This window comes from Aminobacter niigataensis, from assembly GCF_946995915.1.
GTDB lineage: Bacteria > Pseudomonadota > Alphaproteobacteria > Rhizobiales > Rhizobiaceae > Aminobacter > Aminobacter niigataensis.
Genome location: NZ_OX341517.1, coordinates 3,737,227 through 3,752,349, shown reverse-complemented (window position 1 = coordinate 3,752,349; position 15,123 = coordinate 3,737,227). Strand labels below are relative to the sequence as shown.

Sequence of the window (15,123 nt, the reverse complement as noted above, 5' to 3'; positions counted from 1 at the left end):
CAGCGTTCGCTTCTTACATGCCCACCACCAGCGCACCGCCGGTCAGGCCCGCGCCGGCTGCCGAAAGCAGCAGCTTTTCGCCGCGCTGGAACGGCGCTGCCTGGTGCGCCAGCGACAGCGACAGCGGGATCGTCGCGGCCGACGAATTGCCGTAGTCGGCGATGGTCTTGACGATCCTGTCATCGGCGATGCCAAGCGACTTGCCCACCGCGTTGAAGATGCGGGCATTGGCCTGATGCGGCACGAAGCGGCTGACGGCGGCAGTGTCCAGCCCCGCAGCTGTGAGCGCGTCCGTCGAGCAGCGGCTCATCATCTCGACAGCCTTGGCGAAGACCGCGCGCCCGTCGGCGATGGTCATGCGCGTCTCGGCAATGTCGAGTTCGTCGGCGAAGGGTCGGTTGCTACCACCGGCGGGAATCTGGATCAGGCCATAGCCGGAGCCGTCAGCTGCAACCGACGCACCCAGGATGCCGTGGCCGGGGTCGTCGGATGGGCCGAGCACCACGGCACCGGCAGCGTCGGCGAACAGCACGGCACTCGCCCGTTCTGCCGGGTTGATGCGACGGCTGAGGATGTTGGCGGCGATGACCACCGCAGGCTTGTTGTGCAGCCGCACGAAGCCGTCGGCGAAGGTCATGGCGTAGATGAATCCGGCGCAGGCGCCAGCGAGGTCGACGCCACCGGCATTGGCAAGGCCGAGCCGGTGCGCCACCAGCGGTGCGCTCGGCGGCAGCAGGTGGTCCGGCGTCGAGGTGGCGAGCAGCAGCAGGCCGATGTCGCTGCGCGCAATGCCGGCAGCTTCGAGCGCCATGTCTCCGGCCTTGGCTGCCAGTCCCGACAGTGTGTCCCCGGGTTTCGCCCAGAAGCGCGAGTGGATGCCGGTGCGGCCCTCGATCCAGCCGGCATCGAGGCCGAGGCTGGCCTCGATCTCTGCGTTGTCTACCCTGCGGCCAGGTACATGGTGGCCCAAGCCGGCAATGCGCGCGGTGCGGCTCATCCAACTCCACCAGCAAGTTCGGCTGCCTCGTCGACTGCGTCATAGAGGCGGTCCAATTCATCCGAGGTCACGCAGTAGGGCGGCAGCACATAGATGACGTTGCCAAGCGGCCTGACCAAAAGGCCGCGCTCGAGGAAGAACGCGCGCAGCGTCGGGCCCACTTCGGCGAGATAGCCTGATTTGCCGACGCGCAGGTCGAGCGCGGCGATGGTTCCTGTGGTCCGTACGTTCTCGAAGCGCGGATCATGGTCGAACCGCGCGACCTTCTCGGCCTGCATCCGCGACAGCGCCGCGATGCGCTCAGCCACCGGCTCGTCGCGCCATATCGCGACATTGGCGAGCGCGGCGGCACAGGCGATCGGGTTCGCCGTGTAGGAGCTCGAATGGAAGAAGGTCTTGGCGCGGTCGATGGAGAAATGCGCGCGAAAGACTGCCTCGGTCGCCAGCGTCGCCGCCAGCGGCACCGAGCCGCCGGTCAGCCCTTTGGAGGTGCAGAGGATGTCCGGCGAAACACTGGCCCGCTCGCAGGCGAACATCGTCCCGGTCCGGCCCCAGCCGGTCATCACCTCGTCGGCGATGAGCAGCGTGCCCGATTTCTCGGCGATGCGCTTGAGTTCGATCAGCACCCCGGCCGGATACATCAGCATGCCGCCGGCGCCCAGCACCAGCGGCTCGACGATGATGGCTGCGGCCTTGCCGTCGCGGGTCAGCGCCTCGAAGTTGTCGAGCGTCTCCTGCTCGCGACCCGGCGCGGGGAAAGGGATGGTGTCGACCTCGAACAGCAGCGGGTCGTAGGCGGCGTTGAACACGCCGCGCGCGCCGACGCTCATCGTGCCGATCGTGTCGCCGTGATAGCTGTGCTCCATGACGACGATGCGCGTGCGTGCGTCACCGTTGTTGCGGTGGAAGCCCAGCGCCATCTTCAGCGCCACCTCGACGCTTGTAGAGCCGCTGTCGGAATAGAACACCCAGTCGAGCCCGGCAGGCGCCATGTCGGCCAGTGCCGAGGCCAATTGCTCCGCCGGTTCGTGGGTCAGGCCGGCGAAGATGACCTGGTCGAGCGTTTCGGTGGCGTTGCGGATCGCACTGACGATTTTCGGATGCCTGTGGCCGTGGGTGACGACCCACCAGGACGAGATCGCGTCGAGGATGCGCTTGCCATCTGATGTCTCGACATAAGCGCCCTCGGTGCGGACAATCGTCGGCGGCACCGGTTCCGTGGCGTGCTGGGTGAAGGGATGCCAGACGGCTGAACGGCTCATCGCCTGGCCTCCAGGAAGTCGGCTGTCTTGAAATTCGCGCGCATGGCTTCAGCCAGTGTTTCGGGCGTCAGCTGGTCGAGCCGGGGCAGGCGGCCAAGCACGCGCACCTTTCCCATTTCGGCGATGGTTCGCTGTGTGTCGGCCATCTCGTCGCCGATGAAGGCTATTCCCAGTAGCGGAATCGCGCGGCTGCGCAACGCCTCGATGGACAGCAGCGTGTGGTTGATCGTGCCGAGCTCGGTGCGGGCGCACAGCACCACCGGTGCGCGCCAGCGCGCGAAGATGTCGATGTAGAGCATACGCCGGTTGACCGGCACCATCAGCCCGCCCGCGCCTTCGACAACGAGTGGCCGGTTGGTTGTGGGCAAGGTGAGCGCATCGGCATCGATCTCCACGCCGTCGAGTTCGGCGGCGCGGTGCGGCGACAGCGGTTCCTTCAGCCGCCAAGCTTCCGGCAACACACGATCCGGAGAAAGCTGGGCGAGCCGGGCAACGACCTGGCTGTCGGTCTCTTCCTCGATACCCGACTGCACCGGCTTCCAGTATGTGCCGTCGAGCAGGGCGGTGAGGCCTGCGGCGAACACGGTCTTGCCGATCCCGGTGTCGGTGCCTGTCACGACGATCGCCTGGCTCATCGGTCCCATTCCTCGGCAAGGGCGTTGAACAACGCCGAAACGTCGTCCTCGCCGATGTTCAGCGTCAGCGAGATCCTGAGCCGGGCCTTGCCTTCCGGCACGGTCGGCGGGCGGATGCCACGCACGTCGAAGCCGCGGGCCTGCAGGCCTTCGGCCCGCGCCATGGCGCGGCCGTTGTCGCCGACGATGATGGGCAATATCTGCGAGCCGCTTGGCTTGAAACCCAGTGCCTGTGCCCGTTTTCCTGCCAGCGCGACAAGTCCGGCAAGTTGTTCCCGGCGTTCGGGTTCGTCGGCGAGGATATCGAGCGCTTCCATGGCCGCCACCGCCATCAGCGGCGAGGGCGCCGTGGCATAGATGAAGGGGCGGCAACGGTTGACGATGTAGTCACACAACACTGCCGGCGCCGTGATCAGTGCCCCGGAGCCGCCCAGCGCCTTGCCGCAGGTGTGCAGCACCACGACGTTGTTGCGGCCTTCGAGATGATGCGCCAGCCCGCGCCCATCAGGGCCATGGACGCCGGTGGCATGCGCTTCGTCGACGAACAGGAAGGCGTCGTGCCGGTCGGCCACAGCCATCAGTTCGTCCAGCGGGGCGCGGTCGCCATCCATGCTGTAGAGGCTTTCGGCCGCGATCCACGGCCGGCCGGTGCCGCCCTTGGTACGCCAGGCACTGATAGCGTCAGCGACCGCATTGGCATCGTTGTGGCTGGCTTCCACCACTTCGGCGCGGCCGGCGCGTGCGCCTTCATGGGCACTGGCGTGGATCAGCTCGTCGAGCACGATCAGGTCGCCCTTCTGCGGCAGGGTCGTCAGCACGGCGAAATTGGCGACATAGCCGCCGCCGAAGAACAGCGCCCGCTCGGCGCCGAAGAAGCGGGCTGCCTTGGCCTCAAGCGCCTCGTGCTCGGGGTCGTTGCCGCGCAGCAGCCGCGAGCCGGTGGCGCCGACAGGCGTGCCGTTGGCGAGTGCGGTGGCAACCGAGTCGGTCAAACGCTTCGAGCCGGCAAGCCCGAGATAGTCGTTGGAAGCGAAATCGAGCCCGGCGCGGCCGCTGAGCGCCCGCAGCCGGCTCTTGCGGGCCAGCCCGCGCAGGCTGGCCTCGTAGCGGTCGAGCAGGGCTCGTCCGTTCATTAGAGCGCCGCGCGTCCTGCGGGACGCGCATAGGACGCTCTATCACTTTGAGTTTGCGCATCGTGCCCACCGAGAATCGGTTCCGATTCTCGGGCCGATGCGCTGGCGTCGCGCTCCATCGGCTGGATGCCGAGACGGCGGAACAGCGCTGTGTCCTTGTCTTCCCCGGGATTCTCGGCGGTCAGCAGCGTGTCGCCGACGAAGATCGAGTTGGCGCCGGCAAAGAAGCACAGCGCCTGCATCTCGTCGCTCATCGCCGTGCGCCCGGCGGACAGGCGGACATGCGACTTGGGCATCATGATGCGCGCGAGTGCGATAGTGCGCACGAACTCGATCGGCTCGATCGGCTCGGCTTCGCCCAGCGGCGTGCCTTCGATCGGGATCAGCATGTTGATCGGCACGCTGTCGGGATGCTCGGGCAGGTTGGCCAGCGTCACCAGCATGTCGACGCGGTCGGCCTTCTCCTCGCCCATGCCGACGATGCCGCCGCAGCAGACCTTGATGCCGCTGTCGCGGACATTGGCGAGGGTGTCCAGACGGTCGGCGAAGGTGCGGGTGGTGATGATCTCGTTGTAGTAGCGTTCGGAGGTGTCGATGTTGTGGTTGTAATAGTCGAGGCCGGCCTCTTTCAAGCGCTGCGCCTGGCCGAGATCGAGCATGCCGAGCGTCATGCAGCTCTCCATGCCGAGTTCCTTGACGCCCTCGATCATGGCAACGACGGCATCCATGTCGCGCTCCTTGGGGCTGCGCCAGGCAGCGCCCATGCAGTAGCGCGTCGCGCCGGCGTCCTTCGCCTTCTTGGCTTCGGCGAGAACGCGCTGCACTTCCATCAGCTTGGAGGCCTTGAGGCCGGATTCGTGACGTGACGATTGGCTGCAATAGCCGCAATCCTCGGGGCAGCCGCCGGTCTTGATCGACAGCAGGCGCGAAAGCTGCACCCGGTTGGGGTCGAAATTCTGACGATGCACCGTCTGCGCGCGAAACAGCAGGTCGTTGAAGGGCAGGTCGTAGATCGCCTGCGCTTCCGCGCGGCTCCACTGGGGATGCGCCCCGTTGATCTCAGTCGCGGCTGCATTGAGGTGCAAATCGGCGTTCATGCGCTCTCCATTGCCAAGATGTGTCTTTGCCATGCCCACCCGGGGCGGGACCATTGCCCCCGTCAAGGGGCCGTGTCCAGTCCAATATCGAGGATCGGCGCGCTGTGCGTCACCCAGCCGACCGAAATGAGGTCGACGCCACTAGCCGCAATGTCAGGCGCCGTCGTCGGGTTCACACGCCCCGACGCTTCGGTGATCGCTTGGCCGCCGACCATTTTCACAGCGCGGGCAAGTGTCTCGGGCGTCATGTTGTCGAGGAGGACCGCGTCGACGCCGAGCGCCAGCACTTCATCCAGCTGTTCGAGCGTGTCGACTTCGACCTCGATCTTCACCAGATGCCCGACATTGGCCTTGGCCCGCTCGATCGCCTGCTTCACCCCGCCGGCGATGGCGATGTGGTTGTCCTTGATCAGCACGGCGTCGTCGAGGCCGAAGCGGTGGTTGGAGCCGCCGCCTGCTCGCACCGCGTATTTTTCCAGCGCGCGCAGGCCCGGCGTGGTTTTCCGGGTGCAGACGATGCTTGCCTTGTGGCTGCGCACGGCTTCGACAATGCCTGCGGTGGCGGTGGCGATACCGCTGAGATGGCAAAGGAAGTTGAGCGCCACGCGCTCGGCGGTCAGAAGCCCGCGCGCTGGTCCGCTGAGCGTGGCGATGACGTCGCCGGCCACGAGCACGCTGCCGTCCGGTCTGGCGACCTTGATATCGATGGCTGGGTCGATGAGCCGAAAGGCGAGTGCCGCCAGATCGAGCCCGGCGACCACGCCCGGCTGGCGCGCCGCGAGCACGACTGTCGCCCGGTGGTCGGCGGGCACGACGGCCTCGGTGGTGATGTCGCCGGCGCGGCCGAGGTCTTCCAGAAGTGCTGCGCGGACCAGCGGCTCGAGCATGATCTGGGGCAGGGGCGAGAGGTTCATCTGTCAGGCGCTCCGTGCAAGCGGCGTGGCGTCGATTGCTGCAGCTGTCTCCAGTGCCTCGACCAACGTGATCTTCGAGCGGCGTGCGACAGCACTGCGAAGCGGGAAGTCGGCCCGGCAATGCGCGCCGCGGCTTTCCTCGCGCCGAAGGGCGGCGACAGCTATCATCAGCGCCACCGCCGCCGGCTCTGCGGCTGAAGTGCTTCCCCTGGCAAGAGGCAGCAGCGTCGACGCCGCATCGCGCAGGCTTTCGCCGTCGCGCAACACGCCCAGCGCGGGCGAGACGATGCTGCGAACCAGCGCGGGATCGGCGCGTGCAGGTGCTGCTGCAGGAATTGCGATGGTCTTCCGTTCCATGCTCGACGAGGCGGCCACGCTTTCGGCCACCCAACCCGCCATCACCACCGCTTCGGTCAGCGAATTGCTGGCTAGCCGGTTGGCGCCATGCAGGCCGGTCGAGGCGACCTCGCCACAGGCCCACAAGCCCGCCACCGAGCTGCGGCCTTCTGCGTTCACGGCGACGCCGCCCATGTGGTAATGCGCCGCCGGCCGTACCGGGATCGGATCGACCGCGGGGTCGATGCCAGCCTCGCTGCAGTAACTGGCAATGGTCGGGAAGCGGCCGGCAAAGCTTGCGCCCAGGCAGGCGCGCGTATCGAGAAACACCCGGTGCCCACGAGCCAGATGTCGGTGCACGCCGCGCGCCACGGCATCACGTGTACCAAGTTCCGCGCCCGGCAGGTCGGCAAGAAAACGCCGGCCCGTCTCGTCGATCAGTATGGCGCCTTCGCCGCGCACCGCCTCGCTGATCAGCCGCATCGGGCGCTGCGGTCCGTCGAGCGCGGTCGGGTGGAACTGGACGAATTCGAGATCGGCGAGTTCGGCTCCCGCACGTGCGGCAAGCGCCAATCCCTGGCCGAAGCAGCCGAGCGGATTGGTGGTGTCATGGAACAGTCCGCCGACACCGCCGGTGGCGAGCACCACGCGACTGGTTGCAAGCACCAGGTCGCCCGATGCGCCCGCAGCGTTCACGCCTGCGATTGTACCGTCCTCGACCAGCAGCCGCCGGGCTTCGAAACCTTCGACAACCGTGATCGAAACAGTTCGCCTGACGGCTGCGACAAGCGCCCGCATCAGCTCGCTGCCGGTCGCCGCGCCGGCTGCATGCACGATACGCCGGCGGCTATGCGCGGCCTCCAGCCCAACATGCAGCCCACCATCCGTTGCCCGGTCGAAAGCGACGCCGAAATGTTCCAGCTTCGCGATTGCGGCAGGCGCCGCCTCGACGACGCGCCTGACCACGACTTCGTCGCAAAGCCCGTCGCCGGCTGCCAGTGTGTCGGCCAGATGCAAGGCAGGGCTGTCGTCGCTGCCGATGCTGGCGGCGAGCCCGCCTTGGGCCAGCGCGCTCGACGCTTCGCAGCCGAGCTGTGCCGCTGATAACAGCACGACCGGCTCCGGTGCCATCTCCAGCGCCGTCATCAGCCCGGCCAGGCCGCCGCCGATGATGACGGGCCGACCGGAAAGCGCGCGGAAATCGAAGCTCATACGGCGAGCATCCGCTCGACCGCCAGGCGGGCGCGCACGGCAACTGTGGGGTCGATGGTCACGGCATGTTCGTTGCGCTCCAATGCCGAGCGGATGTTGCCGAGCGTGATCCGCTTCATGTGCGGGCAGAGATTGCAGGGCCGGATGAATTCGACATCGGGGTGCTCGACCGCGACGTTGTCGCTCATCGAGCATTCCGTCACCAGCACGACGCGTGCCGGCTTCTCCCTGCCGACATAGTCCGACATCGCAGCGGTCGAGCCGGCGAAATCGGCCTCGGCGACCACCTCCGGCGGGCATTCCGGGTGTGCCAGCACGGTGACGCCGGGATGGGCGGCACGCATCTCGCGGATGTCTTCGGGGGTGAAGCGCTCATGCACCTCGCAATGGCCCTTCCAGGCGATGATCTCGACATCGGTCTGCTTGGCGATGTTCTGCGCCAGGTACTCGTCCGGCAGCATCAGCACGCGCGGTACGCCCAGCGACTCGACGACCGCCTTGGCATTGCCCGAGGTGCAGCAGATGTCCGATTCCGCCTTCACCGCGGCCGAGGTGTTGACGTAGGTCACGACAGGCACGCCGGGGTAGCGCTGGCGCAGCAGACGGATGTCTTGGGGCGTGATCGAATCGGCCAGCGAGCAGCCCGCGCGCATGTCAGGGATCAGCACCGTCTTGGACGGGTTCAGCAGCTTTGCCGTCTCGGCCATGAAATGAACGCCGGCGAGCACGATCACGTCGGCCTCGACCTCCATCGCCTTGCGGGCGAGCGCCAGGCTGTCGCCGACGATGTCGGCGACGCAATGGAAGATTTCCGGCGTCTGGTAGTTATGCGCCAGGATGACGGCGTTGCGCTCGCGCTTCAGCTTCAGGATGGCGTCGATGTCGTCTGAAAACACCGGCCATTCGATGGCGGGAATGACGCGCTGGACGCGGTCATAGAGCGAGGCGGCGGAAAGGGTCATGCCAGACATCGTCATCCTTATTATGCTCTAGTTGAGTATAATAAGGACATATGCTTAGCATGAGCATAAGTCCTGTCAAGCGGTGATTTGCTTATTTGGTTCCGGCGGCCGGGCGATCGTCGAGCACGGAGTGACGGAAGCGGAACAGTTTCGCCGGGCGTCCGCCGGTGTCGGCGCTCATTTCGCCGGTCTCCTCGACGAGGTCCTGCTGTTCGATGAGACGGCGGAAATTCTGCTTGTGGACCGTCACGCCGGCCAGCGCTTCGACCGCGCGCTGCAGTTGCAGCAGGGTGAAGGATGGCTGCATCAGCTCGAACACCACGGGACGGTATTTGATCTTGGTCCTGAGGCGCCCGATCCCGGTTGCCAGGATACGCCTGTGGTCGCCGGTCATGGCTAGGCCGGGAACGGTCGCTGCAACCTTGGCGCCCCTTGCGCGAACCGCCTCTTCGACCAACCCTGCCTCGTAGAGCAATTCGTAGCGCTGCAGCACCATCTCTTCGTTCCACTGGCGGTCGTCGAACCCGAACGCGCCTGCCGCGCGGCGCAGGCGATTCTGCCGCTTGTCCTGCTGCTCGGCCTCGTCGGCCCACTGGCGCAGGCGCGGCACGATGATGTCGCCGATGATTTCAGGTGCGCCTTCACGATGGTCTTCCCATGGAAAGAACTCGTACCAGTTGCGCCAGCTTCCTGGCGGGGTGCGGTGCGAGGGTTCTTCGCGCGTCAGGCCAAGATAGCTGATCGAGATAACGCGGCCGGCCGGTTCGTCGCTGCTGCGGTCACGGTCGGCAAAGGTATAGAGCTGTTCGATATAGCCGACCGGATGGCCGGTCTGCTGCTCCACCCAGTTGCGTAGGCCCGATTGCAGCGAGCGGTGGATAAGTTCGAACGGACCGGAGGGCAGGGCGGAGCCATCCTTGACGGTCAGCACCACCGGGTTGCCGTTGGGGGCTGCGACGAGCACCGCGATCAGGTCCGCACTGATCGCGTGACGCTCCGCTGCACTTTCCCTGGTCACCCCTGAAGTATCCCGCATTTCGCCCTGGTTGGATTCTGCTGGCCGTGATCGGATGGCCAGATGGATCAAAGGTCAACACCCAATCGCCTGCAGCAGGCAATGTCATGCTCAGCTATTGGCCTGCAGGAGCAAGAAAATCCACACTACCTACGAGATTTGCGAATGACGCTGGGGCAGGGATGCTTTGCCGTCACAGCTTTGCGGAACCGTCGGAGGCATCGGCTCCCGGGGCCTTCGCGCTGAGCATACGCTTCGTGTCTCAGCGGAGGGGAGAAAATCCGTCCCCTTGGGGAGATGGTCAGTGCAGCGAAGGCCGGGACGACGAACGGCTGTCCGGCAGGCGGGTCGATTCGATGCGATTGCGGCCTTTTTCCTTGGCAATCTTGATCTGGTGATCGGCAGCAACAAGCAGGTCGTCGGCAGTAGCCTCCGTCTCGAACAGCACCGCGCCGACGCTGACCGTCAGCGGCCAGTTCGACCCGCTGGGTTCGAAGCGCATTTCGGACACGGCATGACGAATGCGTTCCGCGACCTTTTCGGCGTTTTCCTTGCTGGCGCCGGGCAGGTAGACGCCGAATTCGTCGCCGCCGATGCGGCCGACCAGATCGCCGCTCCGGACCGTGCTGCGGATGATGCCCGCAATGACACTGATCGCCTGGTTTCCCGCGCTGTAGCCGATGTGCTCGTTGACCCTCTTCAGATGGTCGATGTCGACCATCAGGAGCGCGCCCTTTCGCCGGCCGGTTCCCGTCGCGAAAACGTCGATTGCTGCCGAAAAAAGCGTTCCGTTGAGACAGGAGGTCAGGCTGTCATGCGCAAGCTCTTGCGCATACTGCTGCTTCAGTGACGCATTCTCGTGCAGTTTCAGGCCGAGGAAGGCAAGCAGCGGCGCGATGAACAGGACCGGGAGAATGAAGGCGGTCAGGAGGCCCGGTCGAACTGTATCTGCGCCGCCGAAAACGAGGGCCTGCACGGCCCACGAAATGGCCATGTATGCGAGCGTGCCGGCTACCGTCAGGAGTGTAACCTGAAACCATTTGCGGTTTGAAAATGCACTGAGCTTGCTGAACATCCGTCCCCGCGACTCAAGCTTCTGCTGCCCGATCATTTCGGCTTATCCGACCTGGCAACTGAGAGACAGGCGCATCGATCATGCATCACAGCTAAGAAGCGGTAAGGTTAATGATTGCTGAATTCTCAACCTCTGGCATCGCCGTAGCAAGCCCCATGATCGAGGCAGGAGGGTGGTGCCCGGCAACCCGATAAGCCGTCCCACGCGCAGCATCCACCGCCGGCGCAGCGCAACGTCTAGGCCAGGGTCAGCCTGTCGTGCGGCTTTTCGAGATATTTCCGGAGTTGGGCAGCCGGTTTCGGTGCACTGAAGAAGTGTCCTTGAACCGCATCGCATCCGGTGGCCCGAACGATCAGGAGCTGTTCTTCGGTTTCGACGCCCTCGGCGATCGTGGTTATTTCCAGTGCATGGGCAAGGTTCACGATCGCACTGACGATGGCCATGTGATCCCTGTTGCCGGCGATCTCCGCGATGAACGAGCGGTCGATCTTGACCTTGTCGACCGGAAAGTTCCTGAGATAGCTGAGCGACGAGTAGCCAGTTCCGAAATCGTCGAGCGAGATCAGGACACCCAGCGAATGGAGCCGGTTCAGGGCATGCAAGGTTTCCTTGCTGTCGTCGAGCAGGAGGGATTCCGTGATCTCGAGTTCGAGGCGCTCGGCTGGAAGGCCTGTCATCGCCAGCACGGCGGAAACGGTTTCGACGATATTGCCTCTTCGGAACTGGCTCGGCGACAGATTCACGGCAACATTGACATTGCCCGGCAGGCTCATTGCTTCTCGGCAGGCACCTTCCAGGACCCAGGCGCCTAGCTGCACGATCAGGCCCGTGCTTTCGGCGATGGGGATGAATTCGTCTGGTGAAACGTGGCCACGCTGGCAGCCGGGCCATCGCAGCAGGGCTTCCACCGTCGTGACTGCCTTGCTTTGAAGATTGATGATCGGCTGGAAGGCGAGTTGGAACTCCTTGTCGAAATCGGCAGCTCTCAGGTCGAGTTCAAGCATGCGGCGACGCTGCAGCCGGTCATCCATCTCCGGCTTGTAGAATTGATAGGTCCCACGCCCGTCGCTTTTGGCCCGATAGAGCGCAAGATCCGCATTCTTCACCAGGTCGTCAGGGCCGGTCTTGGTTTCCGATTCAAGCGCAATGCCGATGCTGGCGCCGACGACCACCAGATGCCCATCAAGCTGATACGGCTGTTCGAGGGCTTCGATGAGGCGCCGCGCCACGCGTCCCGCCTCGTCGCGTCCGACTGCCGGCTGGACGATGAGGAATTCATCACCGCCAAGTCGGGCCACCACGTCGTCATCGCGCACGAGGCTTGAAATGCGGGACGCGACCTCGCGCAGCAATGCGTCGCCGATAGGGTGGCCGAGCGTATCGTTGACGTTCTTGAAATTGTCCAGGTCGAGGCAAAGGACCGCAGTGTCCTTCTGGTGGCCATGACCTTGCATGAGAATTTGTTCCAGGCGCTCGCGCAGCAGCAGGCGGTTGGGAAGCCCGGTCAGCGGGTCATGCCGCGCCATATGGGCGATGCGTTCTTCCGCCTGGTGACGTTCGGTGATGTCCTCGTAGGTCGCGACCCAGCCCCCTCGCTCCATCGGCTGGTGGCTCACGGAGATGATGCGGCCATCGGTCAGCTTCTGTAGCAGGATGCCGGGCTTGCGGTGGTCGATCAGCTGTTGCTGTTTCCAATAGGCGAGCTCGGCGCTCTGCTGCGTCGAAGTCCCTGCCTTGATCGAGCTCAACTTGACCTGTTCCGGCGTTGTCCCGGGCGGCAGGCTTTCCGGCGGGACCCCGTACATGGTGGCGAACTTGCCATTGCTCACGATCAGCCGTTCGTCGGCATCGAACATGCAAAGCCCATGCGACATGTTGCTCAAGGCCGCGTCGAACAGGCCGTTCTGGGTTGCCAGGGCATGATTGGCTTCAAGCACGGCAGCGTTCGCACCCTCCAGATCCTTTGAGGTGCGCCGCAGGTCTGCGTTCACGGTGTTCAGCGCATCGTAGGTATGCGTCAGCAGGCGATTGTGCCATCCGAGCAAGCCGATAAAGGCCAGGCTGCAAAGGAAGAAACCAACCGCAACGGCGGAGAAATTGCTGTGCAGCCGCAGCAACTCGTTGTCGACCTTGGCCATCTGGATGGCGCTGTACTGATTGGCTTCCGAGGCGAGGCCGATGAGGTCCGTTTCCAGCGGTGCCATCGATAGCACCGCCGATCGGGCGACTTCAGGTTCGCCGATGCGGCTCATCACCCCGTCCAGTTCCGCGATGAGCTCGGACAGCCGGCGGACCGTCTCCTCCCGCTCTGCCGCTTCGCTCACGAAGGTCTGGAACTGACCGCTTGTGAACAGGCTGAGCCGGCCCTTCAGGATGTCGAATCGAAGTTGCACCTCGGCTTTGAGAGGTTCGCTCCCGGAGGCCGCAAGCGCGGTGACGCGCTGCGACAGCCGCAGATATTCGTTCATGCCCTGGCTGGCGCTCCACGCCACGTCATATCTGGAGATCTTGCCGATCGATGCCTGGCGCTCATAGATCACGAACGACAGATACGCTGCAGCAACGGCGAAAGCGGCGATGGTTCCGATCAGGAGTGTCTTGAGCAGGTGGAATGCGAACGCGCGGCGGGAACCAGGCGCAAACAAGGAACCCATGACATGGGTTCCCTACCGCACGATCAGACGGGCAAGCTGCCATACCGAGCGCGAATAGAACTGTTGGCTCTGTAGCGCGGGATCGCTGTCGTAGGGATAGACGATGAAGAGCGGGCCTTTGTCGCTGACGGGCATGTACTGACCGTCACGCTTGAGAGCCAGGAGCACGCCATGTTCCGCGAAATCCTTGAGCGGGAGCGTCGTGCTGTAGTCGTTGAGCGCTACCGCGACGACCTCGTCGCCGTCGGCGCCAACGAGCTTCATGATCTTATCTAGCGGGACGCCTTCGAATTTTACCTTGCCGGTAAACCACGGCGTCATCGTCTCGAATGACGTGACGCCAAGCTCCTCGAGCATGTCGCGATCGAACTGCGCCTTACCGTCGGCATTGGTGACACCAATTTTGCCTTCGATTGTCAGGATCGGAGTACCCTTGGGAGTCCCGAGTTTTCCCTCTTCGGCATTGGCGGCAGAGAGCGCAATCAGCACTATCGACGACGCCACCGCCAGGGCGCGAAAGATTGAAGACGGAACGTGGTACATTGGCGTGCTCTCCTGGTGCTGTCGCGCTGTTTCAGATGGTGCCTGAGCTCGCTGAACAACGTATTAATAGAATGCGAATTTCCTAATGTGCCACGGCCCGGAAGTCGACGCATGCGCTTTATCCGGTTTGACCCGTTGGACGTCCGATGGCAGATTGCGCACGAGCTTTAAATAGAATTCAGATGGATACGACTGCAAATGGTTGAGACGTTCAAGGAGTTTACTTTCGAGGCAGCACATCAATTGCCGCCATTTTCCGGGCTCCACGGTCATTCGTTTCGGGTCAGCGTCCATTTGGTTGGCGCTCCCGATCCCGTTTTCGGCTGGCCGGCCAACCTCTACGAGGTAGAGAAGCGAATCGAAATCGTTCGCAAAACTCTCGATCACACGTATCTCAACGACATCGAGGGCCTTTCCGTTCCGTCGATCGAGAACATAGCGCGCTGGATCTGGGAGCAGATGGAGGATCACTTCCCGCAGCTCGATCGTGTTGCCGTCGCGCGCGGCGCGGACGGCCAGGCCGAAGGCACCGTCTATCGCGGCAGGCTGGTGAACTAGGATCGGCCTGTATATCGCGAAAATGCCGTCGGGCGACGGCAGCGCTGGCTAGGGCGCAACCAGCAGGCCGATTCTGGTCGGCCTGCTGTCGCATCTCCCGCGGACGTATGGCGGTGGGCGCCAGATGCAGCGCTGCTGCAGCAGCGGCTGCAAATTGAGTTCATGCTTCCTTGACGTGACCGCATAGAATGCGAGCCGATCCGCTCCCGATTGTGCCAGGTGCGGTTTTTGCCGATAATCCGGCCGTCCATCCAAGTCCATTGGACCTTGGCGAACTTCGCAATTCGGACCGAACGAGCCGAAGCGCCTGATAATTTCAAAGGAGGAGTGGTGGGCGATGACGGGCTCGAACCGCCGACATCTTCGGTGTAAACGAAGCGCTCTACCAACTGAGCTAATCGCCCCAACCGCGCGGAGCAATAAGCGGTTCATTGTTGATCTGCAAGTTGAAATGCATGCCGCAACGGCAGGCAACTGTGCGCAGAAGCCGGGTTTCGGGCGCCTTGAAAAATAGACGGCGAAGATTGTCGATTATCTCTTCGATGTCGCTTGACACCTAACAACGAACGCCGTAATTCACCGCCAACGACGCGGCGCCCAGCGCAACGTCCAGAGCGCGGGTGTAGCTCAGTCGGTTAGAGTGCCGGCCTGTCACGCCGGAGGTCGCGGGTTCGAGCCCCGTCACTCGCGCCAGTTTTTCAAGGGCTTAGCTCTTGTAGGCTGCTCCAGT

At 64.1% G+C, this 15,123-nt stretch carries 13 protein-coding genes and 2 tRNA genes; 2 read left to right on the top strand and 13 right to left on the bottom strand.

Annotated elements, in window-relative coordinates:
• Positions 1 to 13: 13 nt before the first annotated feature.
• The 12 genes from O1Y97_RS18370 to O1Y97_RS18315 form a co-directional block, all read right to left on the bottom strand.
• Positions 14 to 997, bottom strand: coding sequence for a beta-ketoacyl-ACP synthase III (locus O1Y97_RS18370; protein ID WP_318761943.1), 984 nt, complete (start codon positions 995 to 997; stop codon positions 14 to 16).
• A complete protein-coding gene (locus O1Y97_RS18365) occupies positions 994 to 2,259 on the bottom strand; it encodes an adenosylmethionine--8-amino-7-oxononanoate transaminase (RefSeq protein WP_318761942.1) in 1,266 nt (421 codons plus the stop codon). The genes O1Y97_RS18370 and O1Y97_RS18365 overlap by 4 nt, the downstream gene beginning before the upstream one ends.
• Complete coding sequence (gene bioD, locus O1Y97_RS18360) at positions 2,256 to 2,894, bottom strand: dethiobiotin synthase (protein WP_318761941.1); 639 nt, start codon at positions 2,892 to 2,894, stop codon at positions 2,256 to 2,258. Before bioD ends, O1Y97_RS18365 begins: the two co-directional genes overlap by 4 nt.
• Positions 2,891 to 4,027 (bottom strand): 8-amino-7-oxononanoate synthase, encoded by a 1,137-nt coding sequence (locus O1Y97_RS18355; protein WP_318761940.1) that lies wholly within the window; start codon positions 4,025 to 4,027, stop codon positions 2,891 to 2,893. Before O1Y97_RS18355 ends, bioD begins: the two co-directional genes overlap by 4 nt.
• A complete protein-coding gene (gene bioB, locus O1Y97_RS18350; RefSeq protein WP_318761939.1) occupies positions 4,027 to 5,124 on the bottom strand; it encodes a biotin synthase BioB in 1,098 nt (365 codons plus the stop codon). The genes O1Y97_RS18355 and bioB overlap by 1 nt, the downstream gene beginning before the upstream one ends.
• 62 nt (positions 5,125 to 5,186) lie before the next feature.
• The gene (gene nadC / locus O1Y97_RS18345) at positions 5,187 to 6,038 is read right to left on the bottom strand and encodes a carboxylating nicotinate-nucleotide diphosphorylase (RefSeq protein WP_108608438.1); all 852 of its coding nucleotides are present in this window, start codon (positions 6,036 to 6,038) and stop codon (positions 5,187 to 5,189) included.
• 3 nt (positions 6,039 to 6,041) lie between these two features.
• Positions 6,042 to 7,586 (bottom strand): L-aspartate oxidase, encoded by a 1,545-nt coding sequence (locus O1Y97_RS18340; RefSeq protein WP_318761938.1) that lies wholly within the window; start codon positions 7,584 to 7,586, stop codon positions 6,042 to 6,044.
• A complete protein-coding gene (gene nadA / locus O1Y97_RS18335; protein ID WP_318761937.1) occupies positions 7,583 to 8,557 on the bottom strand; it encodes a quinolinate synthase NadA in 975 nt (324 codons plus the stop codon). Before nadA ends, O1Y97_RS18340 begins: the two co-directional genes overlap by 4 nt.
• 82 nt (positions 8,558 to 8,639) lie before the next feature.
• Complete coding sequence (locus O1Y97_RS18330; protein ID WP_318761936.1) at positions 8,640 to 9,584, bottom strand: NUDIX hydrolase; 945 nt, start codon at positions 9,582 to 9,584, stop codon at positions 8,640 to 8,642.
• 280 nt (positions 9,585 to 9,864) lie between these two features.
• A complete protein-coding gene (locus O1Y97_RS18325; RefSeq protein WP_318761935.1) occupies positions 9,865 to 10,557 on the bottom strand; it encodes a GGDEF domain-containing protein in 693 nt (230 codons plus the stop codon).
• A gap of 317 nt (positions 10,558 to 10,874) precedes the next feature.
• Complete coding sequence (locus tag O1Y97_RS18320; RefSeq protein WP_318761934.1) at positions 10,875 to 13,292, bottom strand: putative bifunctional diguanylate cyclase/phosphodiesterase; 2,418 nt, start codon at positions 13,290 to 13,292, stop codon at positions 10,875 to 10,877.
• Positions 13,293 to 13,304: 12 nt separating this feature from the next.
• Complete coding sequence (locus O1Y97_RS18315; protein ID WP_108608434.1) at positions 13,305 to 13,835, bottom strand: molybdopterin-dependent oxidoreductase; 531 nt, start codon at positions 13,833 to 13,835, stop codon at positions 13,305 to 13,307.
• A 198-nt stretch (positions 13,836 to 14,033) separates the two neighbouring features.
• Here O1Y97_RS18315 and O1Y97_RS18310 point away from each other — a divergent pair, with 198 nt between their 5' ends.
• Positions 14,034 to 14,393 (top strand): 6-pyruvoyl trahydropterin synthase family protein, encoded by a 360-nt coding sequence (locus O1Y97_RS18310; protein ID WP_108608433.1) that lies wholly within the window; start codon positions 14,034 to 14,036, stop codon positions 14,391 to 14,393.
• A 328-nt stretch (positions 14,394 to 14,721) separates the two neighbouring features.
• Here the strand turns inward: O1Y97_RS18310 and O1Y97_RS18305 are convergent.
• Positions 14,722 to 14,797, bottom strand: a tRNA-Val gene (locus O1Y97_RS18305).
• A gap of 212 nt (positions 14,798 to 15,009) precedes the next feature.
• On the opposite strand from O1Y97_RS18305, the gene O1Y97_RS18300 reads away from it, so the two are divergent.
• A tRNA-Asp gene (locus O1Y97_RS18300) sits at positions 15,010 to 15,086 on the top strand.
• Positions 15,087 to 15,123 lie beyond the last annotated feature (37 nt).

Bases quoted from the DNA above. Each gene is read 5' to 3' on its own strand.
- bioB (WP_318761939.1), bottom strand. From the start codon at position 5,124: ATGAACGCCGATTTGCACCTCAATGCAGCCGCGACTGAGATCAACGGG.
- O1Y97_RS18355 (WP_318761940.1), bottom strand. From the start codon at position 4,027: ATGAACGGACGAGCCCTGCTCGACCGCTACGAGGCCAGCCTGCGCGGG.
- O1Y97_RS18370 (WP_318761943.1), bottom strand. From the start codon at position 997: ATGAGCCGCACCGCGCGCATTGCCGGCTTGGGCCACCATGTACCTGGC.
- O1Y97_RS18315 (WP_108608434.1), bottom strand. From the start codon at position 13,835: ATGTACCACGTTCCGTCTTCAATCTTTCGCGCCCTGGCGGTGGCGTCG.
- O1Y97_RS18325 (WP_318761935.1), bottom strand. From the start codon at position 10,557: ATGGCCATTTCGTGGGCCGTGCAGGCCCTCGTTTTCGGCGGCGCAGAT.
- O1Y97_RS18310 (WP_108608433.1), top strand. From the start codon at position 14,034: ATGGTTGAGACGTTCAAGGAGTTTACTTTCGAGGCAGCACATCAATTG.
- O1Y97_RS18365 (WP_318761942.1), bottom strand. From the start codon at position 2,259: ATGAGCCGTTCAGCCGTCTGGCATCCCTTCACCCAGCACGCCACGGAA.
- bioD (WP_318761941.1), bottom strand. From the start codon at position 2,894: ATGAGCCAGGCGATCGTCGTGACAGGCACCGACACCGGGATCGGCAAG.
- O1Y97_RS18330 (WP_318761936.1), bottom strand. From the start codon at position 9,584: ATGCGGGATACTTCAGGGGTGACCAGGGAAAGTGCAGCGGAGCGTCAC.
- O1Y97_RS18320 (WP_318761934.1), bottom strand. From the start codon at position 13,292: ATGGGTTCCTTGTTTGCGCCTGGTTCCCGCCGCGCGTTCGCATTCCAC.
- O1Y97_RS18340 (WP_318761938.1), bottom strand. From the start codon at position 7,586: ATGAGCTTCGATTTCCGCGCGCTTTCCGGTCGGCCCGTCATCATCGGC.
- nadA (WP_318761937.1), bottom strand. From the start codon at position 8,557: ATGTCTGGCATGACCCTTTCCGCCGCCTCGCTCTATGACCGCGTCCAG.
- nadC (WP_108608438.1), bottom strand. From the start codon at position 6,038: ATGAACCTCTCGCCCCTGCCCCAGATCATGCTCGAGCCGCTGGTCCGC.